General features: G+C 62.1%; 25 protein-coding genes and 1 tRNA gene. 14 read left to right on the top strand and 12 right to left on the bottom strand.

Going from position 1 to position 24,912, the window contains the following annotated elements; genetic code table 11:
* Positions 1 to 31: 31 nt before the first annotated feature.
* Entirely contained in the window at positions 32 to 634 is a 603-nt protein-coding gene (locus tag KTJ78_RS01485; RefSeq protein WP_217132001.1) for a TetR/AcrR family transcriptional regulator, read from the bottom strand.
* Between the two features lie 66 nt (positions 635 to 700).
* Between KTJ78_RS01485 and KTJ78_RS01480 the strand changes: the two genes are divergently transcribed.
* From KTJ78_RS01480 to KTJ78_RS01465, 4 genes are all read left to right on the top strand, one after another.
* A complete protein-coding gene (locus KTJ78_RS01480) occupies positions 701 to 1,240 on the top strand; it encodes a DnaJ family domain-containing protein (protein ID WP_217132000.1) in 540 nt (179 codons plus the stop codon).
* A 154-nt stretch (positions 1,241 to 1,394) separates the two neighbouring features.
* On the top strand, positions 1,395 to 1,979 hold the full coding sequence (locus KTJ78_RS01475) for a TetR/AcrR family transcriptional regulator (protein WP_217131999.1): 585 nt from the start codon (positions 1,395 to 1,397) through the stop codon (positions 1,977 to 1,979).
* Entirely contained in the window at positions 1,976 to 2,953 is a 978-nt protein-coding gene (locus tag KTJ78_RS01470; protein WP_217131997.1) for a DMT family transporter, read from the top strand. The genes KTJ78_RS01475 and KTJ78_RS01470 overlap by 4 nt, the downstream gene beginning before the upstream one ends.
* A gap of 33 nt (positions 2,954 to 2,986) precedes the next feature.
* Positions 2,987 to 3,403: a DUF6389 family protein gene (locus KTJ78_RS01465; protein WP_217131995.1), complete on the top strand. Its 417-nt coding sequence runs from the start codon at positions 2,987 to 2,989 to the stop codon at positions 3,401 to 3,403.
* Positions 3,404 to 3,418: 15 nt separating this feature from the next.
* Here the strand turns inward: KTJ78_RS01465 and KTJ78_RS01460 are convergent, their stop codons facing one another.
* On the bottom strand, positions 3,419 to 4,198 hold the full coding sequence (locus KTJ78_RS01460) for an L-threonylcarbamoyladenylate synthase (RefSeq protein ID WP_217131993.1): 780 nt from the start codon (positions 4,196 to 4,198) through the stop codon (positions 3,419 to 3,421).
* Positions 4,199 to 4,295: 97 nt separating this feature from the next.
* Positions 4,296 to 4,742 carry an SIP domain-containing protein gene (locus tag KTJ78_RS01455; protein ID WP_217131991.1) on the bottom strand — a complete coding sequence of 149 codons (447 nt, stop codon included), beginning with the start codon at positions 4,740 to 4,742 and terminating at the stop codon, positions 4,296 to 4,298.
* A gap of 230 nt (positions 4,743 to 4,972) precedes the next feature.
* Here KTJ78_RS01455 and KTJ78_RS01450 point away from each other — a divergent pair, with 230 nt between their 5' ends.
* Positions 4,973 to 6,346: an MmgE/PrpD family protein gene (locus tag KTJ78_RS01450; RefSeq protein ID WP_217131989.1), complete on the top strand. Its 1,374-nt coding sequence runs from the start codon at positions 4,973 to 4,975 to the stop codon at positions 6,344 to 6,346.
* A 44-nt stretch (positions 6,347 to 6,390) separates the two neighbouring features.
* Complete coding sequence (locus tag KTJ78_RS01445; protein ID WP_217131987.1) at positions 6,391 to 7,227, top strand: phosphosulfolactate synthase; 837 nt, start codon at positions 6,391 to 6,393, stop codon at positions 7,225 to 7,227.
* Between the two features lie 79 nt (positions 7,228 to 7,306).
* On the opposite strand, the gene KTJ78_RS01440 is transcribed toward KTJ78_RS01445, so the two are convergent.
* Positions 7,307 to 8,677 carry an aminotransferase-like domain-containing protein gene (locus KTJ78_RS01440; RefSeq protein ID WP_217131985.1) on the bottom strand — a complete coding sequence of 457 codons (1,371 nt, stop codon included), beginning with the start codon at positions 8,675 to 8,677 and terminating at the stop codon, positions 7,307 to 7,309.
* 94 nt (positions 8,678 to 8,771) lie between these two features.
* On the opposite strand from KTJ78_RS01440, the gene KTJ78_RS01435 reads away from it, so the two are divergent.
* On the top strand, positions 8,772 to 9,374 hold the full coding sequence (locus KTJ78_RS01435) for a LysE family translocator (protein WP_217131983.1): 603 nt from the start codon (positions 8,772 to 8,774) through the stop codon (positions 9,372 to 9,374).
* A 28-nt stretch (positions 9,375 to 9,402) separates the two neighbouring features.
* Positions 9,403 to 11,937, top strand: coding sequence for an ATP-dependent helicase HrpB (hrpB, locus tag KTJ78_RS01430; protein ID WP_217131981.1), 2,535 nt, complete (start codon positions 9,403 to 9,405; stop codon positions 11,935 to 11,937).
* Between the two features lie 14 nt (positions 11,938 to 11,951).
* Here the strand turns inward: hrpB and KTJ78_RS01425 are convergent, their stop codons facing one another.
* Positions 11,952 to 12,209, bottom strand: a complete 258-nt coding sequence (locus KTJ78_RS01425; protein ID WP_217131979.1) for a DUF7218 family protein — start codon at positions 12,207 to 12,209, stop codon at positions 11,952 to 11,954.
* Between the two features lie 146 nt (positions 12,210 to 12,355).
* Here KTJ78_RS01425 and KTJ78_RS01420 point away from each other — a divergent pair, with 146 nt between their 5' ends.
* The 3 genes from KTJ78_RS01420 (at position 12,356) to KTJ78_RS01410 (ending at position 15,707) form a co-directional block, all read left to right on the top strand.
* Entirely contained in the window at positions 12,356 to 13,759 is a 1,404-nt protein-coding gene (locus KTJ78_RS01420; RefSeq protein ID WP_217131977.1) for a mycothione reductase, read from the top strand.
* A 168-nt stretch (positions 13,760 to 13,927) separates the two neighbouring features.
* The gene (locus KTJ78_RS01415) at positions 13,928 to 14,371 is read left to right on the top strand and encodes a DUF2871 domain-containing protein (protein WP_217131975.1); all 444 of its coding nucleotides are present in this window, start codon (positions 13,928 to 13,930) and stop codon (positions 14,369 to 14,371) included.
* A gap of 130 nt (positions 14,372 to 14,501) precedes the next feature.
* A complete protein-coding gene (locus KTJ78_RS01410; RefSeq protein WP_217131973.1) occupies positions 14,502 to 15,707 on the top strand; it encodes a Fic family protein in 1,206 nt (401 codons plus the stop codon).
* A 91-nt stretch (positions 15,708 to 15,798) separates the two neighbouring features.
* Here the strand turns inward: KTJ78_RS01410 and KTJ78_RS01405 are convergent, their stop codons facing one another.
* The 4 genes from KTJ78_RS01405 to KTJ78_RS01390 form a co-directional block, all read right to left on the bottom strand.
* Positions 15,799 to 16,320, bottom strand: coding sequence for a septum formation family protein (locus tag KTJ78_RS01405; RefSeq protein ID WP_217131971.1), 522 nt, complete (start codon positions 16,318 to 16,320; stop codon positions 15,799 to 15,801).
* 165 nt (positions 16,321 to 16,485) lie between these two features.
* Positions 16,486 to 17,685, bottom strand: coding sequence for an MFS transporter (locus KTJ78_RS01400; RefSeq protein ID WP_217131969.1), 1,200 nt, complete (start codon positions 17,683 to 17,685; stop codon positions 16,486 to 16,488).
* A 9-nt stretch (positions 17,686 to 17,694) separates the two neighbouring features.
* A complete protein-coding gene (locus tag KTJ78_RS01395; RefSeq protein WP_217131967.1) occupies positions 17,695 to 19,275 on the bottom strand; it encodes a class I adenylate-forming enzyme family protein in 1,581 nt (526 codons plus the stop codon).
* A 9-nt stretch (positions 19,276 to 19,284) separates the two neighbouring features.
* Positions 19,285 to 19,749: a MaoC/PaaZ C-terminal domain-containing protein gene (locus KTJ78_RS01390; protein WP_217131965.1), complete on the bottom strand. Its 465-nt coding sequence runs from the start codon at positions 19,747 to 19,749 to the stop codon at positions 19,285 to 19,287.
* Between the two features lie 129 nt (positions 19,750 to 19,878).
* Here KTJ78_RS01390 and KTJ78_RS01385 point away from each other — a divergent pair, with 129 nt between their 5' ends.
* Complete coding sequence (locus tag KTJ78_RS01385; protein WP_217131962.1) at positions 19,879 to 20,508, top strand: TetR/AcrR family transcriptional regulator; 630 nt, start codon at positions 19,879 to 19,881, stop codon at positions 20,506 to 20,508.
* A gap of 22 nt (positions 20,509 to 20,530) precedes the next feature.
* Here the strand turns inward: KTJ78_RS01385 and def are convergent, their stop codons facing one another.
* The gene (gene def / locus KTJ78_RS01380) at positions 20,531 to 21,094 is read right to left on the bottom strand and encodes a peptide deformylase (protein WP_217131960.1); all 564 of its coding nucleotides are present in this window, start codon (positions 21,092 to 21,094) and stop codon (positions 20,531 to 20,533) included.
* A gap of 64 nt (positions 21,095 to 21,158) precedes the next feature.
* On the opposite strand from def, the gene orn reads away from it, so the two are divergent.
* Together orn and KTJ78_RS01370 are read left to right on the top strand one after the other, a co-directional pair.
* On the top strand, positions 21,159 to 21,797 hold the full coding sequence (orn, locus tag KTJ78_RS01375) for an oligoribonuclease (protein WP_217131959.1): 639 nt from the start codon (positions 21,159 to 21,161) through the stop codon (positions 21,795 to 21,797).
* An 83-nt stretch (positions 21,798 to 21,880) separates the two neighbouring features.
* Positions 21,881 to 21,956: transfer RNA gene (locus KTJ78_RS01370), tRNA-His, on the top strand.
* 77 nt (positions 21,957 to 22,033) lie between these two features.
* Here the strand turns inward: KTJ78_RS01370 and KTJ78_RS01365 are convergent.
* Both KTJ78_RS01365 and KTJ78_RS01360 read right to left on the bottom strand, forming a co-directional pair.
* On the bottom strand, positions 22,034 to 23,692 hold the full coding sequence (locus KTJ78_RS01365) for a SulP family inorganic anion transporter (RefSeq protein WP_217131958.1): 1,659 nt from the start codon (positions 23,690 to 23,692) through the stop codon (positions 22,034 to 22,036).
* Between the two features lie 190 nt (positions 23,693 to 23,882).
* Complete coding sequence (locus KTJ78_RS01360) at positions 23,883 to 24,908, bottom strand: YihY/virulence factor BrkB family protein (protein WP_217131957.1); 1,026 nt, start codon at positions 24,906 to 24,908, stop codon at positions 23,883 to 23,885.
* Between the last annotated feature and the right edge of the window lie 4 nt (positions 24,909 to 24,912).

Below are 24,912 nucleotides of genomic sequence, written 5' to 3'. Positions count from 1 at the left end.
GCTGATCTGCACTGGTCTCAAACTATCGCCGTCAGGAGCTCTGGTCGAATAATCGCTCGAGATGCCGGTCAATGGCTGTGAGAGCCGCGCTCGGTTCAATGACGTTCAGTTCGAGCAAAGGGGCAAGACCCGTCAATGCAAGAACGAGATCTGTCTCGATCGCTGCATCGCAATCCGCTCGAATATGCCCCTCGTACACGGCATCGCGAATGAGCTGCTCGACCATCGCTCTCCCAGTACGCATGCCTTGGCTCACCTGCTCGGCCAAAGCAGCATCATGCATGGCCTCAAGCACGTATGCCGCATGCATGCGGCTAGTCGCTCGTGCGCCAGGATGCAATGGAAGCATCTCGCCAAGAATGACACGCAGCGCATCGCGAGGGTGCGGCGGCTGGCTGAGCTCTTCAAGTTGCTCTCCGATTCGGCGCGTTGTCTCTTCTGACGCGCACTCGACTCCAAACGTCAACATCTCGGCCCGCGACGAAAAGTAGTGTTGCAGTTGCCCAAGCGAGACCCCCGCTTCACGCGCCACCTCGCGCATGGTTGCTTTTGACCAGCCCTGTTCGTCAACAACTCGCCATAGCGCGTGAGCGATTGCTTCTCGCCGAGCTTGATGATCAACCTGTTTTGGCACTTGGACTCCTTTCCATACAGATGTAATAATACAGTTGACTTGCAAATAGGGCGAGAGGAGCACACCATGGCCGAGAACGAGCTCCCGAGTAGCTTTTTTAACCCCTCCGCGTTCGCCTTTGACACCGAAACAATGATCGCCCTCATCGCCGACATGCAGATTCGCAAGGCCATCGAACGGGGCGAGTTCGACAACCTTCCCGGAGCAGGCAAACCAATCGATGTCTCAGACAGCCACGACCCAGATTGGTGGCTCAAACGCCTCGCACGACGAGAAGGCCTCGTTGTCCTACCACCGTCTGTGCAACTGCGAAACGAAGACGCCGCACTCAATAAGAAGCTCGATCAGCTCGCGAGTGAGCGCGAGGTGCGTCGCGAGATCGAGGCGTTCAATGAACACGTCACCTGGGCACGGTATCAACTCCCAGCGGGCCCTCCCCTCATCACGATGCCACGCGATCTCGAGGCCACGGTCGCCGCATGGGTAGCCCGAAAGGAACAGAGTGCCGAGCAAGCTCGCCGCAAGGCCGAAGAATCACGTGACAATGAACGCGCTCAGATGCGCCGTCGGCTGGGGTTCTTTCGCAGGCGCCGAACCGAGCAATAATCTGCAAGGCGCTCCGGTGTGAATACGCCAACAACCTACCCAGCAGCACGTGCGCCTCACGCCCGCGATCCCCTTCCTAAAAGATGCGCGAAGTCAGTAACACTAGATTCGTGCAAGCAAAGGTAGGTAGACTGGTCTACCTATAGGGAGGGTCATGAAAACCGATCGACTGAAAACAGCACCAACTCCGGCACGCGACAGACTCATGGAGGCGGCAGGCAGGCTGTTCTACTCCAACGGCATGAATGCAACGGGAATCGATACGATTACCGCCGAGGCCGGCGTCGCCCGAAAGAGTCTCTACAACAACTTCTCTTCGAAAGACGAGTTGATGCTGGCCTACATTGACGCACGGCACGCTGAGTGGCTCGAACTGTATGAGGCGCGGCTCGCAGGGGCCCGTTCCCCCGCTGAAAAAGTGCTCGCCGTCTTTGACGCATATATTGATCACGCCGAGGCAGGGAGCGTGCACGGTTTCCGCGGCTGCGGCCTACTGAACGCCGCGGCCGAACTGCCGGTTGACGCAGCCGGGCGTGAGGCGGTGAGGCGCCACAAAGAACAGGTCGAATCGATCCTCGTCGAGCATCTGAACGCACTTGAGCGCCCAGATGCAAACGATCTCGCCGAGCATTGCGCATTTATTCTTGAGGGAGCAATGACGCGGGCTGGCCTCGAGGGCAGCACCGACAAGCTCGTACGGGCACGCTGTCTCGCCGAGCAGATGCTGGCGAATCAGTGAACCGCGGTGGCCGAGTAAGCGCGATCGCGGCCATTACCATCGCGTCGTTTCTCTGGGGCACGACCGGCACCGCCGCCACGTTTGCTCCCACGGCTGGCCCGCTAGCGATCGGGGCAGCCGCCCTCGGCATCGGCGGGCTCATGCAGGCCGTCATCGCCGTTCCTTCACTGCACAGGGCTTGGCCAGCGCTCAAGCCGAAGGCCGGGCTAGTGACGCTTGGCGGGGCCGCCGTTGCGGTGTATCCACTTGCCTTCTACAGCTCTATGCACGTCGCTGGCGTGGCCATCGGCTCGGTCGTCTCGCTGGCCTCGGCTCCCCTGGCCTCTGGCTTGCTTGAGCGGCTCGTCGAACGCCGACGACTCAGCCGATGGTGGTCGCTGGCCGCGGGCCTCGGCATCATAGGCAGCACACTGCTGTGCCTCGCTAAATTGAACGAGCCAGCAGCGTCAGGCGTTGCCACGATCGGCGGCATTCTCCTTGGGCTCATCGCGGGAGCATCATACGCAACGTATTCGTGGGCCACGCGCCGCCTCATGGACGAGGGCATCGGGCGCGCGGCCTCAATGGGGTCGGTGTTCGGCCTCGGCGGGCTCATGCTCATGCCGGTGCTCCTCGCGACCGGCGCACCACTCATTGAAACCCGAGAGGCGTTCTTTGTGGCGGCCTACATGGCGATGGTTCCGATGTTTCTTGGCTACCTACTCTTCGGGTACGGGCTTGCTCGCATTAACGCGAGCACCGCGACCACGGTCACCCTCACCGAGCCAGCAATCGCAGCGGTTCTCGCGGTCGTTATCGTTGGTGAACGGCTCACGGCCGCTGGCTGGGTTGGTCTCGCCGTGATTGGGCTCGCGCTCGGCATCCTGGCCGTTGCACCCACCAACGCCGGCTCTGTGACGGCAGCGAAGGCGCAGCCAAGCCAGACTGCCCCCCAAACCGATCAACGGCTCATGCCCGACTCGAAGCGGGCCTAGCGAAGCAAGCGAGGGGCGCACTACTCTGGTCTGGTGAACTCCGACACCTACCGCGACGCCGTGTGGCCGTTCCTGGCCGAAACAACTCCGCAGGTCACCGAGGTGCTCGATCGCTTGCACCGAGCAGCAACCGCAGAGGGCGTGAGCATCGACGGCATCACCGTCACCGTCTTTGTCGATCAAGACGGCGAGGGCCCCTTTGACGTGTGGGCCGCGTTCGAGGGCCGTGACGCGTTCACGCTTGACCGCAGGTTCGACGACGATCGCCACCTCTTCGGGGTTGAGTGGGGCGAGCAGGGCTGGGAGCCCGACGTGCCGCCACGACCGAGAGCGTGGAGCCGCGACGAGTTCGAAGAGGCGGTGCTCGAAGTCGTCACCGAATGGCTTCAACCACTCACGCCAAAAGACGGCCCCGACGACTTCTGGCGCATCGAGGCCGCCTTCTGCTAGCGCACGTGTGACCGATCAGTAGTATTCGCCGTGGCGGTAGTCCCAGGTGTTGAACTGCTGCGAGAGGTTCATCATAATCTTGTCGATATCGATCCCTTTGCGGATCACCGTGGGTGCAGGAGTCACCGAACGCTCACTTCCCTGCTCGGGAACGAGAGCACCCGAGGCATCGACAAACGACACCATGACGCCCTGCTCGTACCGCGTCTCTGGGGTCGCGTTTGGCTGGATCGAACGAACGTAGTCGTCGCCCTCAATGACGAGATCGGCTTCGGCGTCAATCGCCTCGCCGATGCCCTCGATCACCCCGCGGTTCCCCTTACCTGATGGGTTCGCAGAACTCGCGAAGGTGAGTTTTTTCTCCCGATCCCAGAGCTCCTTGGCAATATACTCGCCGGGTCGCCCGAAGCGAATGATGAAGCAGCTCGTGCCGCGCTCGTCGGTCACGAGCTCTTCAGATCCGTCGTTCGGCAAGAACTGCTTGCCCTCGTCTGACCAGGGCAAGATGCAGCCCATGAGCACGTCCTGCTCCCAGTGAGTCTCGTAAAACCGTTCAATCTCGGGGGTGAGCTTCGCGAGCGAACGCAACTGGTCCATCGATCCGCAAAGAACAACGCCGGGCTTCGTGAGGGCACGCTGCTTGACCTCGAACTTTCGGTCGAGCCCCGCACGGTCGGCGGTGAGAATAATGTAGCCGACCTTCGTGGGGCACACGACGATGCGGCCGCCCTCGTCGAGCAGTTGCACGGCCTCGGTTTGCAGGCCGCCGTTCCATTCAGTGTGATTGCGCTTCACAAGTACCTTTCTTGGGGTGATGACTCGGCAGAGTCGCCAGAAAACGCACCCCGGCGCGTGGGTCGCCGGGGTGCGAGCGGGTGTTTGCCCGTGTGAGCTACGAGCCGATCTGATGCGACCAGAGTTCGCTGAGCTCGCTCTCGAGCTTCATCCAGTAGCTGCGCATGATCGAGCTTGAGCGAGCCCCCATCCACAACGAGTAGTGCCAGAGGCCGGGGTCGGCTCGAATCCACTCATCAAGCCAGGCCTCGATCGCTTCAGAGAGCGCCTGACACCGCGGAATGCCGATGCCCGGCCTCGTGCTTGGGCGCAGTTGCTCTCGGCAGATCCACGTGACTCCGACATGTTCGGGCGTTTTGAAGTGCTCAATCTGGTACTCGGCAAAGACCTCGATAAAGATTTGCCCATAAGTGTGCTCGGGCAACGAGGCACACCAACGCTTGAGGCCCTCGAGGTCACCGATATCGCCTGCCGCGAGAACGCAGGCGAGCTGCTCGGTCTCGTCGTAGGGGTGGAGGGAATGATCGCGATGGTTGCACTGCATACCCTCAAGGTTAGGCAATGTTTACCCACATCAGATGAATGCACAGTGAATTGCCAGGATTGCCCACGATTCCCCCCACTTGCCAGTTAAATAGCCACTGGCAACCACCCCACCTCCGCGGGAACGACCCTGAACAGAGTCTGAGTTCTGAGCAAAAGTATCTTGACGTCAAGATACTTTCATGAGACATTAGGGTTGCCTAAGTCACATCAGATGATAGGAGTTTTGCCATGACTGAAGTCAGCCAACTTGCCCGCTACGTCGAGGCTGCGAGCCTCACCGAAATGAGCAGCGAGGCGCTCGAACAACTGAAGATTCGAGTGCTCGATACCCTCGCGGTCGCGATCGGCGCACTCGACGCCGAGCCCATCGTCGCGATTCGAGGGCTACTCGATGATCTCGGGGGCACGCCGAGCGCAACGCTCATCGGCGGCGGTAAAACGAGCCCAGAACGTGCCGCGTTTTTCAATAGCGCGCTCAGCCGCTACCTCGACTTTATGGATTCTTATCTCGCGAAGGGCGAGACGAACCATCCCTCAGATAACCTCGGTGCCGTTCTCGCCGCGGCCGAGAGCGTCGACGCGACCGGCGCCGAGTTTCTCACCGCCTTCGCCGTCGCCTACCAGGTGCACACGCGCCTGTCTGATGAGGCCCCGGTTCGCGCCAAGGGCTTCGACCACACCACGCAGGGCGCCTTTGCGGCGGCCGCCGCTGCGGCGAAAGCCATGCGCCTTCCAGCAGAGCAGATCGCCAACGCGGTCGCGATCGCAGGCACCGCAAACGTCGCCCTGCGCGTCACTCGCACCGGCAATCTCAGCCATTGGAAGGGCCTCGCTTACCCGCACGTGTCAAAAGAGGGCACCTTTGCGGCGCTCCTCGCGAGCCGCGGCATCACTGGCCCCGAGCAGGTCTTCGAGGGCAACAAGGGCTTCAAAGACTCGATTGCAGGCCCCTTCTCGATCGACTGGTCTAAGGAAGACCTTGAGAGCGTCAAGCGCACCATCATCAAAAAGCACAACGCCGAGATCCACTCTCAGTCGGCACTCGACGCGGCCCAGGACATTCGGCGCCAAGACGGCTTCAACGCCCACGCGATCGAGCGGGTGCGACTCACCACCTTCGACGTCGCCTACTCGATCATCGGCGGCGGCGAAGAGGGCGATAAGCAGCTCGTGCGAACGAAAGAAGAGGCCGACCACTCACTTCCGTGGATGATCGCCGTGGTGCTGCTCGACGGCCAGCTGAACCCCGAGCAGTACGACCCAGAGCGCATTATCGCGGCCGATGTACAGAGCCTCATGACGAGGGTCAAGATCACCCCGACGCAGGAGTTCTCAGATCGGTTCCCGCAGCACATGCCCGCCGACCTCGAGGTCGAACTCGCCGATGGAACCGTATTCCGTTCGTCACAGGACAGCTACCACGGTTTTCACGACAACCCGCTCGACTGGGCGGCGGCTCGGGCCAAGTTCGATGCGCTCACGACGCCCTTTGCCGACGCGAGCCTGCGCGACGAGATCGCGGCGCTCGTGCACAACCTCGAACACCACCGGGTCGCAGAGCTCACTGAGGCACTCGCCCGGGTCTCACGCTCGCGCGCATAGCCACCAATCCATCACAGACCAACCCCAATGATAAGGAGCTCATCATGAGTAATGCAGTACCGCACGACGTATCATTCAACTTCATTCCCCGCGCCTACCGCCCGCAGAAGCCACGTAGCTTCGGCATGACCGAGGTGCGCGCCCCCTACTACTCAACCTTCGGCACCCGCCATCTGCACGACGTGTTTGACGTCGCCGGGCAGTGGGTCGACGGCATCAAGTGGGCAGGCGGATCGTTCTCGCTCGTACCGAGCGAGCAGGTGCGCGCGTTTAGCGACATCGCTCACGAGAACAACGCTTACGTCTCATCGGGAGGGTGGATCGAGACCGTTCTGCGCTATGGCGACGACGCCGTCGATCATTACCTCAAGGAGGCGAAGGAGGTCGGCTTCGACGTCATCGAGATTTCGACCGGCTTCATCATGCTCAACACCTCGGGCCTGCAGCGGCTCGTCGAGAAGGTTGTGAAGGCAGGGCTCAAGGCGAAGCCAGAGCTCGGCCTGCAGATCGGCTCGGGCGGCGACTCGGGCGAGGCAGAGCTTGCCGCCGAGGGTAAGAAAGACATCGGTGACCTCATCGACCGCGGCCAGAAGGCCCTCGAGGCCGGCGCCTCGATCATCATGATCGAGTCGGAGGGCATCACCGAGAACGTGACCGAGTGGGACACTGGCGCTGCGGCGTCGATCATCAACGGTCTCGGTCTCGAGAACGTGATGTTCGAGGCGGCCGATGGCCCCGTCTTCGAGTGGTACATCAAGAACTACGGCAACGAGTGCAACCTCTTCGTTGACCACAGCCAGATCTTGCAGCTCGAGGGACTCAGGCAGAACGTCTGGGGCAACAAGAGCACCTGGGGCCGCATCATCAACCCGGCTCCGTAAAGAGCACTCCCCCACGCAAGATGCAGGGCGGGGTCAGCTTCGGCTGGCCTCGCCCTTTGGCTATGCCGGGAGGGCTTGACTATGCAGGGCGGGCTCGGACAAGCACCGTGGCGAGTGCTTGCAGCGCTCGTTCGAGTTGCTCAGGAGAAGCAGCCCCGAGGCACAGGCGAATTCCTGAACGCTCCGGCTCGCGTTCGGTCTCAAGTGTGCTTGGCGCGGTGACAAGCACGCCCGCCCTAGCCGCTTCGACGAGCACCTGCTGAGCGCTTGCGCGCTCCATCGGGAGCCACACGTGAAAGCCCGATTCCGGTAATCGCTCGATGCAGTTCCCGATGACTCTCTCGGCGACCTGCAACCGTTCTTCGGCCTCGGCTCTCATCGCGAGACCAACGTTGCCGACGGTCCCGTCGGCGATCCACCCCGCAACGAGCTCGGCGATGATGGGGCTCACTGCGGCCGTGCTGGCTTCGAGCCCAAGCCGCACCTGCTCGCCTTCTCCCTTCGGAATAACGAGTACGCCGAGGCGGAGGCTCGGGCTCAGACTCTTCGAGAAGCTGTTGACGTACCAGGTGCGCTCTGGCGCGAGGCTCTGCAGCGGCACCGTGCCACGCGGGCGAAAGAGCGAGTAGACGTCGTCTTCGATGATCACGGCATCGTGCTCTCGGCACACCCGCACGATCTCGGCTCTTCTCGCTGGGCTCATCGTCGCGCCCGTGGGGTTATGCAGTGTCGGGGTAACGTACACGATCGGCCGGGCTTGCGTGGTGCGCACCGCCGCCCCGAGCGCCCGGTCGAGCGCGGCGGGGAGCATTCCGTACCGATCGACGGCGACCGGCTGGACAGTCTGACGGTTCAGCCGCATCGCGGTGAGTGCCCCGGAGTAGGTCACCGCCTCGGTGCAGACGGTTGCACCCGGCCCCGAGGCCGCCAGGAGCGCGAGCGAGATGGCGTGCTGCGCACCGTGACTCAGCAGCACCGTGTCGCGTGAAGCCTGAACCCCCTGCCAGGTAAGCCAGCGGGCAAAGGCCTCCCGGTGGCGTTCATGCCCCGCGAGGTCGGTGTAGCGCGCGAGCGACTGTCCCGTGAATGCCTGCGGAATGCGAGCGAGACTTCGCGAGAGCAGCCCCATACCGAGGTTCGGCGGCGGGACGTTCATCGAGAGGTCGATGACCGCGTCTCGCTGGGCAGGCTGGGCGAAGTCGCTCACGAAGGTTCCGCTGCCGTGCACGGCGCTTAAGAGCCCCTCGTCGATGAGCCTCGAGTAGGCCTTCGAAACGGTCGCTGTCGCAATGCCGAGCTGCGTTGCGATCTCGCGGTGCGAGGGCATACGGTCACCCGGCGCGAGCTCCCTCGCTGCAACGCTCTCTCGCATGGCCTGGGCGAGCCGCTCATACACGCTGCCGTGGTTCTGATCTGAGAGGCGCGGCTGCCACGCTGATCGACTCGACATGCCAGGGCCCCCTGCTTGAAAGTGTCATAGGACACTCCCGAGTGTATCGAAAACGGTGCCACAGTAAACGAATTCACAAGAAACCTGAGGTGCCATGACCGTCGAAACCCTGCTCGCCCTTGCCGTATACGCCTTCGTCACCTCGATCACGCCAGGACCCAATAACCTCATGTTGCTCTCATCGGGCATGACCCACGGAATCGCACGCACCCTGCCCCACCTCGCGGGCATCACCATTGGTTTCGGCGTCATGGTGTGGGCCGTGGGCGTCGGGCTCGCAGGGGTGTTCATCGCGTTCCCTCCCGCCTACTCCATCGTCAAGGTCCTGGGCGCGATCTACTTGGTGTGGCTCGCCGTCAAGATTGCCCGTTCGGGAGCCCCCGCTGAGGGCAGAGCCGGCGCAAAGCCCCTCTCGTTTCTCGGCGCCGCTGCCTTCCAGTGGGTCAACCCAAAAACCTGGGTCATGGCCGTTGGCGCGATCGCAAACTTCGCTCCGGGCGAGCCGAGCATCGCCCGCATTACGCTCATCGCGCTCGTGTACGCGGCCGTCAACGCACCCTGCGTGAGCGTCTGGGCCATGTTCGGAGCGCTCTTGCGTAGGTGGTTCAGCTCACCCCGAGCGCTTCGGGCGATCAACATGGGCATGGCCATCCTGTTACTGGTGTCGCTCGTGCCCATGCTGGGCGCCTCGATCTAGCCCTATTCGGGGCTGTTAGCCTACTGTGGTGCATCTTTTTGACCTCGAACGCATCGGCTCAGGCCTTCCCGTCGCCCAGCACGAAGCTGCCCTCACCGCGGGCCTCGCCACCGCCTCGCTCGTGGTCACCGCACCACCAGGAACCGGCAAAACCACCTTCGTTCCGCCACTCACGGCAAACGCGGTTGCGGGGCGAGGCATCACGATCGTCACCCAGCCACGCCGAGTCGCGGTGCGTGCTGCCGCGCACCGTATCGCGTCACTTGATCGCAGCGATGTCGGCGAGACCGTGGGCTTCACGGTGCGGGGCGAGCGCCGCGTCAGGCCAGATACCCGCATCGAGGTCGTTACCCCCGGCGTGCTCCTGCGGCGCCTCATCAGTGACCCAGCACTCGATGGCGTCGCCGCCGTGGTGCTCGACGAGGTGCACGAGCGCTCACTCGACGGCGATCTCTTGCTGGGCCTCATCGCCGAGGTGCGACAGTTGCGTGACGATCTCACGGTCGTCGCAATGTCGGCCACGCTCGATGCCGAGCAAGTCGCCAAGGTCATCGAGGCCGAGGTTGTCGATATTCCCTCGGCGCTTCACCCCCTCACGGTCACGCACCGCCCCCACTCAGGCCCGAGGCTCGACCACCGTGGCGTCACGAACGACTACCTCGACCACCTCGCTCGCGTCGCCGTCGCAGAGCATCAAGCCCTCGGCTCCGACGCACTCGTGTTCGTTCCCGGAGCCCGCGAGGTTGAGGGCGTCGCGCGGCGCATCGAAGCCCTTCAGCACGAGAGCGACGTGCTCATGCTGCACGGTCAACTCGGTGCCAGGCAACAAGACCAGGCCGTTCGCGGCCGCGCACCAGGAGAGCGCCCTCGCATCGTCGTGAGCACGGCGCTCGCCGAGAGCTCATTGACCGTGCCGGGCATTCACCTCGTTGTCGATTCTGGTCTCTCTCGAGAGGTACGGCGCGATGCGGGCCGCGACATGACGGGCCTTGTGACCGTGAGCGCCTCTCGCTCAAGCACCGAGCAACGTGCGGGCCGTGCTGCCCGCCTCGGGCCCGGCCATGCGGTACGGGCATTCTCAGAGCAAGAATTCGCCCACATGCCCACCCACGCTCAACCCGAGATACTCTCGGCCGATCTCACCGACGCTGCCCTGCTGCTCGCAGCCTGGGGTTCACCAGACCTTCCGCTCATCACGGCGCCACCGACCGCGGCACTCGCCAGGGCCGAGCGCACGCTCCTAACGCTCGGCCTCATCACCGAGACGGGCGTTATCACCCCAGAGGGCTCCCTAATCGCGTTGCTTCCCGTTGGCGTACGTGAAGCGCGGGCGCTGCTCGCAGGGGCCGGTCTCACCGGCTCGCCGCAGCGCGCCGCAGAGGTCATCGCAGCGATTTCGGGAGGACACCGAGAGGCAAGCACCGACGCAAGCAAACTGCTGCGCGACCTCCGCTCTGGCTTACACCCGGGCGCACAAAGCTGGAAGCGCGAGGTTCGCCGGCTCGAGGCCATCGCATGTGACCGCCCAGCCCCGGCCCCCACCAGCGCTACCCCAGACGCCGACACTGAGGTCGCGGCAATCATGGCCCTCGCGCGGCCCGAGTGGGTCGCGCGGCGCACAGCTCCACACTCCCGCAGCTACCTTTTCGCAAGCGGATCGCGCGCCGCGCTTCCCGAGAACTCGCCGCTTCGCGAACACGAGTGGATCGCGGTGCACGAGGTCCAACGAGCCGAAGGCCGCGTGGCCGATGGTACCGGGGCCGTGATTCGCCTCGCCGCGCCCCTCACCGAGCAGCTTGCAACAACCCTCTCAGCCACGCTCCTCACCGAGCAGCGCAAGGCAACGATCGATGACGGGCGAGTACGGGTTCGGGAGGAGCGGCTGCTCGGCGCGATCCGCCTCTCATCGCAACCGGTGAAGGCAACCGCAGCCGACACGGGTGGCGCGCTCCTCTCGCACGTGACCGAAAACGGGCTGCAGGTGCTCGACTGGAGCGAAGGCGCGAAGGCACTTCGCGGCAGGCTCTCGATTCTTCACCGCGAGCTCGGCAGCCCCTGGCCCGCTGTCGACGAGGCCTCGCTCTTACACGCGGCGACCGAGTGGCTCATGCCCGACCTCGAGGCTCTGACCCCCGGCGCAGCACTCACCTCGATCGACGTCGAAGCCGCGCTTCGTAGGCTCCTGCCATGGCCAGAAGCCGCGCAGCTCGACGTGCTCGCTCCCGCCGCGCTCGCCGTTCCGTCTGGCTCGCGCGTGCGCATCGACTATCCGCTGGACGACGGGCCTCCGGTCGTCGCCGTCAAGCTGCAGGAGCTCTTCGGTCTTGAGCGTTCGCCCACGCTCGTCGGCGGGCGGGTGGCGATTCTCTTTCACCTGCTCTCGCCAGCACGCAAGCCGCTCGCGGTGACCGACGACCTCTCGTCGTTCTGGAACGGACCGTACCAGGACGTGCGCAAAGAGATGCGCGGGCGCTACCCGAAGCACCCCTGGCCCGAAGACCCTTGGAGCGCCGAGGCAACGAAACGCACCAAACGGGCCGATGCTACTCGGCGCGGTCACTAGGTTGCCAGCAGTTGCTAGTGGCTGCGTAAGAGGCGTATGAGCTCGGCCTTGCGCAAGCTGGAGTACCCGCTCAGCCCGAGCTGCTTCGCCCGACCTCGCAACTGCGGCACGGTGCGCTCCTCGTAATCTTCGGCCTCGCCGCCCCGCTTGCCCACGGCGCCTCTGCCGTCACGCGCTGCAGCGTTTGAGATACGAGCTGCCTTCTCTTTTGAATTGCCCTCTTCGCGCAGGCGCTCGTAAAGCTCCTCGTCCTTGAGCTGTGGTTCAGCCATGGTTGTCACGCTCCCTCGTCTCGTTCGGTTCAGGTTTCGTTCGTTTCGTGGTTCGTGCATTTCCAGGCTAAGCTCCATTTCGCACCGCCTCAAGCCGTATTCAGCGCTTGCACAGGCCCTTCAAACGCGTATGCCAGACTGAGAACATGAGCAACTTCATCACCGCAGATCTCGCGATTATTGGCACCGGTTCAGGCAACACCCTCATCACCCCGTTCTGGGATGACCGCACGGTAGTCATGGCCGAGAAGGGCGTGTTTGGTGGCACTTGCATCAACGTCGGCTGCATTCCGACCAAGATGTTCGTGCGGCCAGCGACCCTCGCGCGCACGCCTGAAGAGGCGACAAGGCTCGGCGTTGAAGTACAGGTTGGTGAGGTCGACTGGCCTGGCATGCGCGACCGCGTTTTCGGGCGCATCGACGCCATCGCCGCGGGCGGGCGCAACTATCGCGCCGAAGAGCTTGAAAACGTGACGCTCATCGAGCAGGCCGTCACGCTCGACGGCACGAGCGGTTTCGTAGCGCCCGACGGCACGCGAGTCGAAGCCAAGCAGATGGTTATCGCGGCTGGTTCACGTGCAACGCTTCCTGACATCGAGGGCATCGACCTCGACGGGGTGCACACCTCTGACACCATCATGCGACTCGAGGCGCTGCCTGAACGGCTCGTGATCGTGGGCGGCGGCTATATCGCGTGCGAGTTTGCCGGCGTGTTCTCGGGGCTCGGTAGCGCTGTGACCCAGGTGATCCGCGGCCCAGAGCTGCTCAGCCAGCTTGACGACAGCATTCGCGGGGCGTTCAACGAACAAGCGCGCGAGCACTGGGACCTCGTGACAGAGCACCCCCTCGAACGCATCGAACGCGCAACCGACGGTACGCTCGTCGTGCACGCGGGCGGCGAGCGTTTCGAGGCCGATGCCGTGCTCATGGCGACCGGCCGCACCCCGAACACCGACCTCATCGGTGCCCGTGAAGCAGCGCTCGATATGCACGACGATGGCCGACTCGTCGTCGATGAGTATCAGCGCGTCGTGCGCGGCGGCGCCCCTGTCGAGGGGGTGTACGCGATCGGCGACATCTGCTCACCGCACCAGCTCAAGCACGTGGCGAACTACGAGGCCCGCGTCGTCATGCACAACCTTGAGAATCCCACTGACCTGCGAGCAAACGAGCAGTTGCCCGTACCCGCCGCGATCTTCAGTTACCCCGAGGTTGCCATGGTCGGGCTCACCTCGCAGCAGGCCACCGAGCACTACGGCGCCGAAGCCGTGGTCACCCACACGCAGCGGTACGGCGACACGGCCTACGGCTGGGCGATGGAAGACCAGAGCGGCCTCTTCACCGTCGTCGCAGAGCGCAAAAGCGGTCTCATTCTCGGCGCCCACGCGATGGGATATCAAGCGTCAAACCTCATTCAGCCGGTGATCTCGGCCATGAGCTTTGGCATCCCGGCCCACCGCTTCGCCCGTGGGCAGTACTGGATTCACCCGGCGCTCATGGAGGTCACCGAGAACGCGATGCTCGGTGTTCAGCCTGAAAGCACTTCGTAGAGCACCGAGGCATTCCCCGCATCACCCAAATGGTTGATGCGGGTTCCGAGCACACGGGCGATGCCAGAAGCCTGTGATCCTGGTGAACTTGAGAGTGTCGCGCGAGCACTGCCCCGCGCCCCTCCTGGCCCAACCCGCGCCAGAGGCTCACTCGCAAGAAAGGTCACCATGATTTCGCTCGTTCGCACCGCACTCATCTACATGGTTGTCGGGGTTGGCTCGGGACTCTTTTACCGGGAGTTCACGAAGCTCAACAACTTCGCCGAGGGCGAGGCCACCCAGCTCGGGCTCGTGCACACGCACCTGCTCACACTCGGGTTTATCATGTTTCTCATCGTGCTCGTGCTTGAAAAAACCTTCACGCTCTCGCAAAGCCCGAAGCTCTTTACCGCGTTTCAGTGGCTCTACAACGCGGGCCTCGTGCTTACCGCTGGCATGCTCACCTGGCACGGGAGCCTCACGGTTCTTGGCGAGCAGTCGAACAGTATGATCGCAGGTCTCGCGGGGCTCGGCCACATGCTGCTCACGGCAGGTATGATCGTCTTCTTTGTCGCCCTCATGAAAGCGGTGCGGATTGCCCAGAACGAGCGTGCGGCTGAGCTGCAGAGGTAGCGGCTTCTGGCAGGAGTAGCGCGCTCTGCTCAAACCGACTACGAAGGCTCTCAGCACAGCGTCGCCGTTTCTTCACCGATGAGTGCCCCATGCTAAAGGTTAAGGACATAACCTTTAGTATGCTCATGGTATGAGTCAGATTCCTTCCACACCGATTCCAGGTTGGCCGGCGGTCACGTTTGAGCCGCGACCTTGGAAGCAAGATGCCGGAGTGGCTACCTCTCGAAGGCAAAAGCTGCTTGCGCGGGGCGACTACCAAGCAGCGGTACCGCCCTTCATCGCAAACCTCGAGGTACATCTGGACGCTGAGGCACTGACAACTGCCGATGACGCTAGCGCAGAATTAGCCCGTTTCGATTCAGAGCTGGGTTCGGTCACAGCGCCTTTCGCGTCGATACTCCTGCGCTCAGAATCAGCGTCTAGCTCAGAGGTTGAACAACTCACCTCAAGCGCAAAGCAAGTCGCCCTCGCCGAGCTGGGCGCCGCAAAGTCCGAGAACGCGCACCTGGTCGTTGCAAACGTTCGCGCCATGCAAGCTGCTTTGCAGCTCAGCGAGAATATCAATGAGCGTGCAATCATCTCGATGCAGCACGCACTACTGCACGAAAGTGCACCCGAACACACGGGTCAGTTTCGAAACACCCAGGTATGGATCGGCGGCGGCGGTATCTCTCCGCACAGTGCGGAGTTCGTGCCCCCGCATCACGACCGGGTACCAGAACTCATGACTGACCTCGTGCAATTTAGCCGCCGCACCGATATTCCCCTGCTTGCCCACGCAGCACTGATGCATGCCCAGTTTGAAACGATCCACCCGTTCCCCGATGGCAACGGCCGTACCGGCCGCGCCTTACTGCACAGCATGCTGCGACACGGCGGACTCACGAGAAACGTCACAGTTCCGGTGTCGGCCGGACTGCTCAGCAATACTGCAGAGTACTTCACAGCACTCTCAAAGTATCGAGACGGCGACACTGGAGCTATCGTCGTAACGTTCGCCGATGCGGTGTTCGCAGGCATCAATAACGGCCGCCAGCTCGTGACCGAGCTCGAAGCAGTCGCCGCCGAGTGGGAGAAAATTGCGCCTACACGCCAGGGCTCTGCCGTCACCGCGTTGAAGACACTCCTATTGCGTCAACCGGTCGTAACGGTAGCGTTGGTGGCCACCGAGCTCGGTGTCTCTTCAGTGACCGCCACGAACGCTATCGAACGCCTCGTGAGCTCTGAGGTTCTCGTGCAAACAAACAGCTTCAAACGCAACCGCATGTGGCATGCACCTGAAGTACTGACGGCACTTGACCGCTTCGGCTCACGTGCCAGACGACGATTGCCATGAACAGATTAAAGCACTCGCTATTGCCGTCAGAAAACACGAACGCCGCCGGGTATTTCTACCCCGCGGCGTTCGTACGTCTTGTGCACGATACTTAGCGTGCGACACCCTTCAGCGAACCGGTTACGGTCTCTGTGGTTGTGTCATAAACCGAGCAGACCACCTCACGGTCATTCATCTCTTTCCATGAGCCCTCTGAAGGCATAATCGCAAAGAAGTCGATGTCAGAGGTTTCGTAAGGAGCACCGATGAACTCTTCAAATTTCTCGAAGCACATCTGGTCGGCAGTTTCCGAAACTGCATCGGCGCCAGGCCACTCGCCATCATCCATCATCATGATTGCGACAACCTCGTTCTGGTGAGCGTCACCGCAGGGCACGGCGGGAACGTCAGAGATCTGGCCCGATGACGAGGGGTCGTTGTAGCAGTCGCCCACGTTCATGCTGAACGCAGACGCCTTGCCCTCGGTCACGACCTCATTCGTTTCAGCATCGCGTTCGGCAGCAGGGCCTCCGGTGATCTCTGAAAGCAGCGAGCAGCCGGTCAGCGCGAGCGCCGTAACCGCCACCGTCATACCGGCAAGCAGTGTGCGACGTACGGGTGAAACGTGGTTCATGTGGGTTCCTCTTCTGTTTTCTGACATTGCCCTCGCATACTGTACACACTGGGTGTGACGCCCTCGCGCCGCAGCTGTGGCTTCTGTACGAAATTCAAGTCGAAATTTCGTACAGAGACCATAGGGCACGATCGCCCGTTACCGAATCGAGACCTTTTGAGCGGTTTAGTCGGTCATCGGCTCGATTCGCCTTGCGATGTTGTTTGCGCTCAAAACAACGACGAGGGCGAGCGCCACCGAGATGAGGTATGCGATGCGCATCGAGCTCATGTCGGCGACCGGGCCAATGATCGCCGCACCAAGCAAGAAACCCACGTAGGTGAACGAGTTTGCCCTCGCGACCGCCACCCCGCTCGTGTCAAGCGAACCCGCCGCAGCAAAGGCCAAGGGAGCGATCACGCAGAGTCCGCCACCGGCAAGCGCGAAGCCGATGAGAGCGACGGGAGCGACCGGCGCGATGACGACGAGCACCATGCCACCGAAAGCAACGAGCGCGCACACCTGAATCACACGCTTGACGCCAAAGGAGCGAATGAGCCAGTCAGCACTGAGCCTGCCGATAAGCATTGCCGCGCTATACCCACCAAACGCGAGCGCAGCGACACTCTCGGGCGAGTTCAGGGTGTCGTGCACGTATACCGATCCCCAGCTTGAGGCTGACGACTCAATGAAGTAGGCCGAGGTCAAGACGACACCGATACTGATAACAGGAAGCCAGGGAACCTTGACTGCGAGTGCGTTCTCGCCCGACTCAGTGCGACGTTCGGCGATAATTCTCGTGTTCACGAGCGACGAACCCGTCACCAGCAACAGCGGCAAGAGCACGAGGGCCTCGACGCCGAAGAACACCCAGAGCGGAAGGCCAGCAGCGGCCGCACCGGCCGCAGCGAGCGAGGCGACAATGCCTGCTGCACTGTAGATCGCGTAGAACCCGACCATGATGCTGCGCCGGTACTTCGTCTGTAGTGCAACGCCCTTCATGTTCATCGTGGCATCGACCGTACCGAACGCAACACCCATGAGCACCCACGCTGGAATGAGCATCGCGAAAGAGTCGGCGAACCCGATAATGACGAGCGCGGCAAACTCAGCGATGATGGCGATGCGCAACACAATGTCGCTGTGTAAGCGCTGCACCACCGTTCCCGTGACGAGCGTGGCGACACCGGCGAGCAGCGGCAGCGCAAGCGTCAGAATTGCGAGTGTCGTGTCGCTGAAGTCGAAGCGCTCTTTAATAGTCGGCAAGCGCGCAAAGAGCGAGCCGAAGCCGAGCCCTTGCGCGAAAAAGACGATAAAGAGGGCAACCCGGGCCTTACGCATTCCATGCGAAATATGGGCCTGCATGGTCTCAGTGCCGTGTATCATGTACTTTCTCTACTCTCCATTGAGCGTTACTGCCTGAGATTCAGGCTGGGTTTCGCGCGCCATGCGCTTGAGCACCTGCTTGTCGACTTTGCCGACCGGCAAGAGCGGCAGGTCACGAACGAGAGTGAACTGCTTGGGAACCTTATAGTTCGCGAGCTGCCCGCGGCAGTGCGTCTCGAGCGCATCGCGATCGATGCTGTGCCCAGGTTGCGCGGTTACGTAGGCCACCCCAACCTCGCCAAACTTCTCGTCGGCTCGCGCGATCACCGCGGCAAGCGCAACCCCCTGAAAAGACTCGATGACCTGTTCAATCTCGCGGGGGTAAATGTTGTAGCCGCCAGACTTGAACATGTCTGACCTGCGGCCAACGAGCACGAGGTTACCGTCGGCGCGCAACACCCCAACATCGCCCGTTCGAAACCAGCCGTCATCGGTGTACGAAGCTTTGGTGGCCTCCGGCTGCCCGAAGTACTCGAGAAAGAGCCCCTCGTGCTGTACCTGCACTTCGCCCTCCTCACCGTGCGCGACCGGCTCAGCATTCTCGTCGGCAAGCCGCACACGCATGCCGCCGTCGAGCTGACCGACCGTATGCGCGAGCTCTTCTTCGCCCGCTCCCTTGCGGGTGATCGAAATCGAGGCAACGGTCTCGGTCATGCCATAGACGCTCATGAGTTCGATGCCCCGGTCACGGTATTTGCGCATCGATTCGACCGGCATAGCCGCCCCGCCCCACACGACGTGTTTGAGTCGCGAAAGGTCTCGGGTCTCAAAGTCAGGAAGCATCGCGATCATGTGCAGTACCGTCGGTACATTCATGAGGTTGGTGATGCCAAGCGCCTCGATGCTCGCAAGCATTTCTGCCGGATCAAACCGCTCGAAGAGCGCGAGCATGCCGCCCGCAACGAGCGTCGTACCGGTGAGATCTGCAAGACAAGCAACGTGGTTGATCGGCAGGTTGCAAGGAACTCGTGGGCGCAGCGTGCCAAAGAGTTCAGCTTCGACCCGAGACGCATAGACAAGACCCTTGTGACTGAGCACTGCCCCCTTCGGGGCGCCACTCGTTCCCGAGGTATACACGACCGTTGCGGGAGACATGGGTTCTGGCTTCACCTGTGTAAAGGGCACCGGCTCGGGAAGCGTAGCGAGCGCGCCAGTCTCGTCTTCACCGGTGAGCGAGAACACACGCTCGACATTCAGCTGCGTGGCGACACGCTCAATGAGTTCGCCGAGCCCGTCACCGTCGATGCTCGGGAGGGAAAGGATCACCGTGGGTTTCGAATCACCCACAACGTGCATGAGCTCTCGCTCGGTGTAGCGCGGGTTGAGCCCAAGCCACACCGCGCCAAGCTTCATGGCCGCGAGCAACGAGATGAAATACTCAGTTCGAGGCGTCGAGAGCACCGCGATGCGCTGCCCCTCGCGAAGACCAGCAGCGCACAATTGGCCAGCCATGGCCTCGACTCGGGCATGAAGCTGCGCATAGCTCAGCATCACCCCGTCACACCACACAGCGTCAGCCTCTGGCTGCACCGTCACGTAATGATCGAGGTACTCTGCGTAGCTCGTGAGTTCAGGCAGACTGTGTGTCACAATACTCGCCTACGCTTCACTCGTACCGTCGAGCGTGGCGAAGAGAGTCACCCATGTTGCGACCATGGCTGGCTTATCGGTGTGTTTGAGCTCGATAACGTTGTTCGTTGTCACGAGCACACGACCGTCTGGTCGTTCATCGACCTTCTCCAGCGTTGCGACGCAGCGCAGCTCTTCGCCGACGAAAACCGGGTGCGTAAAACGAACGCGATCCATCCCGTAATTAAATCCATAGATGCCAGGCTCACGCACCGGGCTGTTGTTGAAGTGAAACATCGTGAGCATGCTCGTCAGCAGGAAGCCATCGACGAGGGTACTGCCGAGAGGATTGTTCTTGCTCGCAGTCAGGTCAGCGTGGTCGGGATCGAGGTAGGTCGAGTAGGCAAACTGCGCGAGGTGCTGCTCGTCAATCGTCATCCAGGGAGAGGTAAAGAACGTCTCGCCCACGTGCTGCGCAATGGTAGCGAGGGTCATTTCAGGCTTGTGCGACACTGCATTCTCCAAACGTAAGTAATTATTTAGCTTTCAGTATTGACGGGTTGGACATTGTTGTCAAGCCGTGGTGGAATGAAGCGGTAGCTGTTTCCAAGGAGCCCCACCCGGATGACCCAAATTTCGCACGCACCGAGGCGTGAACCCCAACAGGCGCGAGGCAAAATCGCCGTCAAGTCAATCAAGCGAGCAACGGCCGAACTGCTCGAAGCATCAGGGTTCGAGGGGCTCACCACGCAAACCATCGCCGACAAAGCGGGCATTAACGTCGCAACCCTGTATCGCTATTACCCCAATAAATTTGCCGTCGTACGAGAACTCGCCGAGACCATTGAGCAGGAGCGGCTCATCTCGTCGATCGAACACTTGAAAGGACTCAGCGACACCGACGACTGGCGCGGGCTCATTCAAGAGACCCTCACGAACCTCATCAATCTGCGAGAAACAAGGCCGGGCGCGAGGGCCATCAGGCGGGCCCTGCAGTCATCACCCGAGCTTTGGGACATCGAGCATCAGATGCTGCACAACACCGCGAACGAGCTCGCCTGCGTGTTCGTCTCGGTTGGCACGAACCTCACCGAGACCCGCGCGCACAGCATCGCGCTCATCATCGTCGCAACGGTCACGCACCTGCTCGACGTCTCACACGACGTCGACACCAATGTGGCCGAGCTCAGAGAAGAGATGGGGTTGCTCATCGAGCGCTATCTTGCCCCGTACCTCGACGCTGCGTCCATCTGAAGGAACGGAAGGGCTGGGCCAGCTAGCCCTCGAGGTTATCTTCGCCAGGCAACCAGCTCAGGCCAGGAACACCCCACCCGTTCTTGCGCTGCGCTTTCTGCGCGCCACGACTATCGGGATGCACGAGGCGGTCAACGTAGAGCAGACCGTTCAAGTGATCGTATTCATGCTGGAAGATGCGAGCAAACCAACCGCTCGCCTCGATCTCAAAGAATTCACCGTCGAGATCTTGCGCACGCAACAACGCACGCTCAGAACGCCTCAGACCAAAGCGTTCGCCGGGAAATGAGAGACACCCCTCAAACTCGTCATCGTCTGGCATGCCGGGCTGCGACGGAGTGATCCACAGCACCGGGTTAATCGCAACGCCCTGGGCTGGCGCGACGTCTTGATCGTCGTAATCCCAGACAAAGATGCGCTTGCCCACACCAACCTGCGGCGCCGCGAGACCGACACCGGGTGCGGCCACCGTCGTCTCTTGCATGTCTTCAACGAGAGTGCGCAGCTGCGCGTCGAACTCGGTTACGGGCTCGGCGACACGGTGCAGAACCGGCTCGCCGCAAATCACGATGGGAAGAATTGCCATAAGGCAAGTGTAGTACGGGGCTACACTCGGTAGTGGCCACCCATCCACTGAAGAAAGATGTGACATGTCGAACACCCCCGCAGAACAGATCGTGTGGATCGATTGCGAAATGACCGGGCTCGAGATCGAAACCGATCGCCTCTGCGAGCTCGCCATCATCGTGACTGATTTTGACCTCACGCCGCTGCACGAGGGGTTCACCGTCGTGATCAACCCCGGCGAGGAGGCACTCGCCGGCATGAACGACTTCGTGCGCAACATGCACACGACCTCTGGCCTGCTCGAAGAAATGCAGCAGGGCGTCACCGCCGAGGTCGCCGAACAGCAGGCGCTCGATTACGTCAACGGGCTCGTGAGCGAAGGCTCACGCCCCCTCGTTGCCGGAAATACCATTGGTATGGATCGCCGATTTATTGCCAAATACCTGCCCGTCTTCGACGAACGCATGCACTACCGCAGCGTCGACGTCTCGACCATTAAAGAACTCTCGCGTCGCTGGTACCCATCAACCTTCTACCGCGCCCCCGAGAAGCACGGCGGCCACCGCGCACTCGCTGACATCGCAGAATCAATTCGCGAGCTCGCCTTCTTCAGGGATACCGTCATGGTCAAGGCCCCCGGCCCCGGCTCAGACGAGGTCAAAAATCAAGCGAAGAAAACCATCGCCGACTACGCGCCCCTCATCGACGGCATGACACGCTGACCGCTCAGTTTGCAACCAGCCCCCGGTTGTGGGCTATGATGATGAGGTTGCTTCGTGAGCCGCAAGGCTCTCAGCGGCACATGGTGGGCGTAGCTCAGTAGGTAGAGCACCGGCTTGTGGTGCCGGTGGTCGCGGGTTCAAATCCCGTCGTCCACCCCAGAGTCGCAAGACAACGAAAAGCACCTGAACTTTCAGCGAGAAAGTTCAGGTGCTTTTTCTTTTGCCAGTTGCTCGCGCTACCCCGCCCCGCCCTCGGCTTCTCGCTCGGCGCGGGCTCTCGCCACGTGGTCACGCGCGTGAGCAACCGCATCGTCGAGGTTATCGAAGAGGTGCGCCTGGTCACGCAAGGAGTGGAAGATGCCGATGCGCTCAGCGAGCGCCCTGTGCTGCGGCTGCACGCCTTTCACGAGCACGGTGATGCCGCGACGCTCGAGCCCCGTGATCATCTCGGTCGCGGCCTGGGCGCCCGTCGCGTCGAGAAACTGCAGCTCTGCCATGCGAACCACGACGACCTCGACACCACGAAGCGCCTCTGCTCGTTCAAGCAGCCGGTCGGCAGCGCCAAAGAAGAGCGCGCCTTCGAGGTGGAACACCGCGATGCGTTCGTCGCCCTCAACGGGCTCGCCGGGAAGCTCCTCACGATAGACGCCACTCGTCTTGGCAAGCTGCCGCAGTGAGAAGAAGCCCGCGGCGACGATGCCGATGAGCACGGCATAGATGAGGTCGATGCTGATCGTAATGATCGCGGTGAGCAGGAAGATCACCGCGTCTGAGCGAGTCGAGCGCAGCACGAGACGCACCGTCGTGGGGGCGACCATGCGGCACGCCGTCACCATGAGCACGCCAGCGAGGGCCGCGAGGGGAATCTGCGAGACGACGCCAGAGCCCACGAGCACGATCACGAGCAGCAGCACGCTATGCACGACCGCCGCGAGACGCGTCTTGGCGCCACCGCGAATATTCACCGCGGTGCGCGCAATGGCGCCGGTTGCCGGCATGCCGCCAAAGAAACCGGAGGCAACCGAGGCGAGTCCCTGCCCCACGAGCTCACGGTCAGCATTAAACGAACCGCTGTTCGTAAGCGTGGCAGCGATGCGTGCCGAAAGCAACGACTCAATGGCCGCAAGCGCAGCCACGGCAAAGGCAGGCCCGATGAGCACGCCCATCATATGCGGATCTAAGACGGGCAGGGTTGGCGCCGGAAGCCCGCTTGGCAGCTCGCCGATCACGTCAACCGGCAGGTCGAAGAGGCTCGCAACCAGCGTCGCAACAACAATCGCGATGAGCGAGCCGGGAAACTGCGGGGCGAGCTTCAAGAGCACGAGCATGATGACGACAACGAGCGCAACGATGCCGAGCGACCACGCAAGCTTCGGCATTTCGGCCGACATGGCCGACTGCACAGCCGAGACAACCGCGTTATTACTTTCGCCGGGCTCGGTTCCGGTTGCGGTGGGTACCTGCTGCAGGAAAATGATGACGGCAATGCCGAGGGTAAAGCCCTCGATCACGGGCCACGGAATGTAGCCGACCGTTCGCCCCAGCCGAAAAACACCGGCGAGAATCACGATCGCGCCTGCCATGAGGCACACGAGGGCGAGCGCACCCGCTCCGTGCAGCGCGATGATGGGCGCGAGAACGACCACCATGGCACCGGTTGGACCGGAGACCTGCACGTGCGATCCCCCAAAAATGGCAGCAACGATACCCGCGATAATGGCGGTCACGATGCCGCTCTCTGCCCCGGCTCCAGAGCTCACGCCAAAGGCGAGTGCAAGCGGCAGCGCGACGATGCTGACCGTGAGACCGGCGAGCAGGTCGTTCTTCCAGGTGCGTGGCACGTCCCGGTAGTCAGCGAGCGATGGCAGGAGGCTCTGCGACTCTTTCTTACTCACCGCGAGACCACCCCCAAACGCACCTCGGGTGCTGCTGGTGGGTGCATTTTCGCACCTTGGCCCCGCCGTCTAGATTCACCGGGCTCACACGCTCCTTTCGCTCGCGATTTGCGAACTGTCATGTATAGAGTTACCCCTCAATGATACCGCGAGGGCCAAAGTCGCCGCCCTGATCAGCCCGCGCAAGCATTTAAGACTCGTGACTACGTCGAGTCTCGGCATGCTCACGCTCGACCGCAACCGCCTCTTGCGCCGCACTGAGTTCACGTTCTGCTGCGGCAACAAGCTGCTCTGCCCGAAACTGCCGCCGCTCGGCGAAGGTGTGCACCAGGGCACCACCGGCTTCACCTCGACCCGCGTGATCACGGGTCGCAACCATGATGTAGCTGCTCGCAATGAGCACGACCTGCACCGACAAATTCACCCAGAGCAAGAGAGCGATGAGCACGGCAAACGAAGCGAGCAAGGGGTTCGACGTGGCACCTTTCACGAAAAGGCTCGAGAGCGTTTGCAGCACCGTGAGGCCGGCAGCCCCAAGCAGAGCTCCCTGCCAAAGCGCGGCAGAGCTCGCGGTGAAGTCGGCGAGGAGCCGGAACATGAGCGCCACGGTGAACAGGTCGACAATAAAGACAACTGCGATGCCCGCAAGCTGCGTCATAACCGCCACGGGCGTGCTCACGGTCGAGAGCCCCAACCACGAAGCGAGCGTCTCGATGCCGGCACCGCTAAACGCGCTCAGCACCGTTGCCGAGACGAGCAGCACCGCAAACCCCACGGCGAAGAGCAAGTCGCGCAGCGACCCCCACACGGCGCCCTGGTCATCGCGAAGCGTGTCGCCGAGGTCAAGCAAAGCCGTACGCAGGCTCGCGATCGCTGAGATCGCGGCCCAGGCGATGCCCAGAAGCGAGGCGATACCTAAGATGGTGAGCCCGGTGGGCGCCTCAATCTGGGTAATATCGACGACACTCGTGATTCCGGGAAGCAGGTTATCGAGCATCTCGCCGAGTGCCGTCATGGCCTCGGCGTTGCTCTCAAACCAGAGAGCAACGAGCGAAAACCCGAGCAACACCGAGGCAAAGATACCGAACAGCGAGCGATACGTGATGGCGTCGGCAAGCATCGAGCCGCGGTGCTCACTGTAGGTGAGCGCGGCACGAACGAGGCGCAACTGTAGCACCCACGCGATGGCCTGCTTGATGCGCTCTCGTGCCGTCATGCAC

It is taken from the genome of Leucobacter chinensis (assembly GCF_019049105.1).
In the GTDB taxonomy this organism is placed as follows: domain Bacteria; phylum Actinomycetota; class Actinomycetes; order Actinomycetales; family Microbacteriaceae; genus Leucobacter_A; species Leucobacter_A chinensis.
The sequence above is the reverse complement of the archived record's forward strand: the minus strand, read 5'-3'. Positions and strand labels throughout refer to the sequence as shown.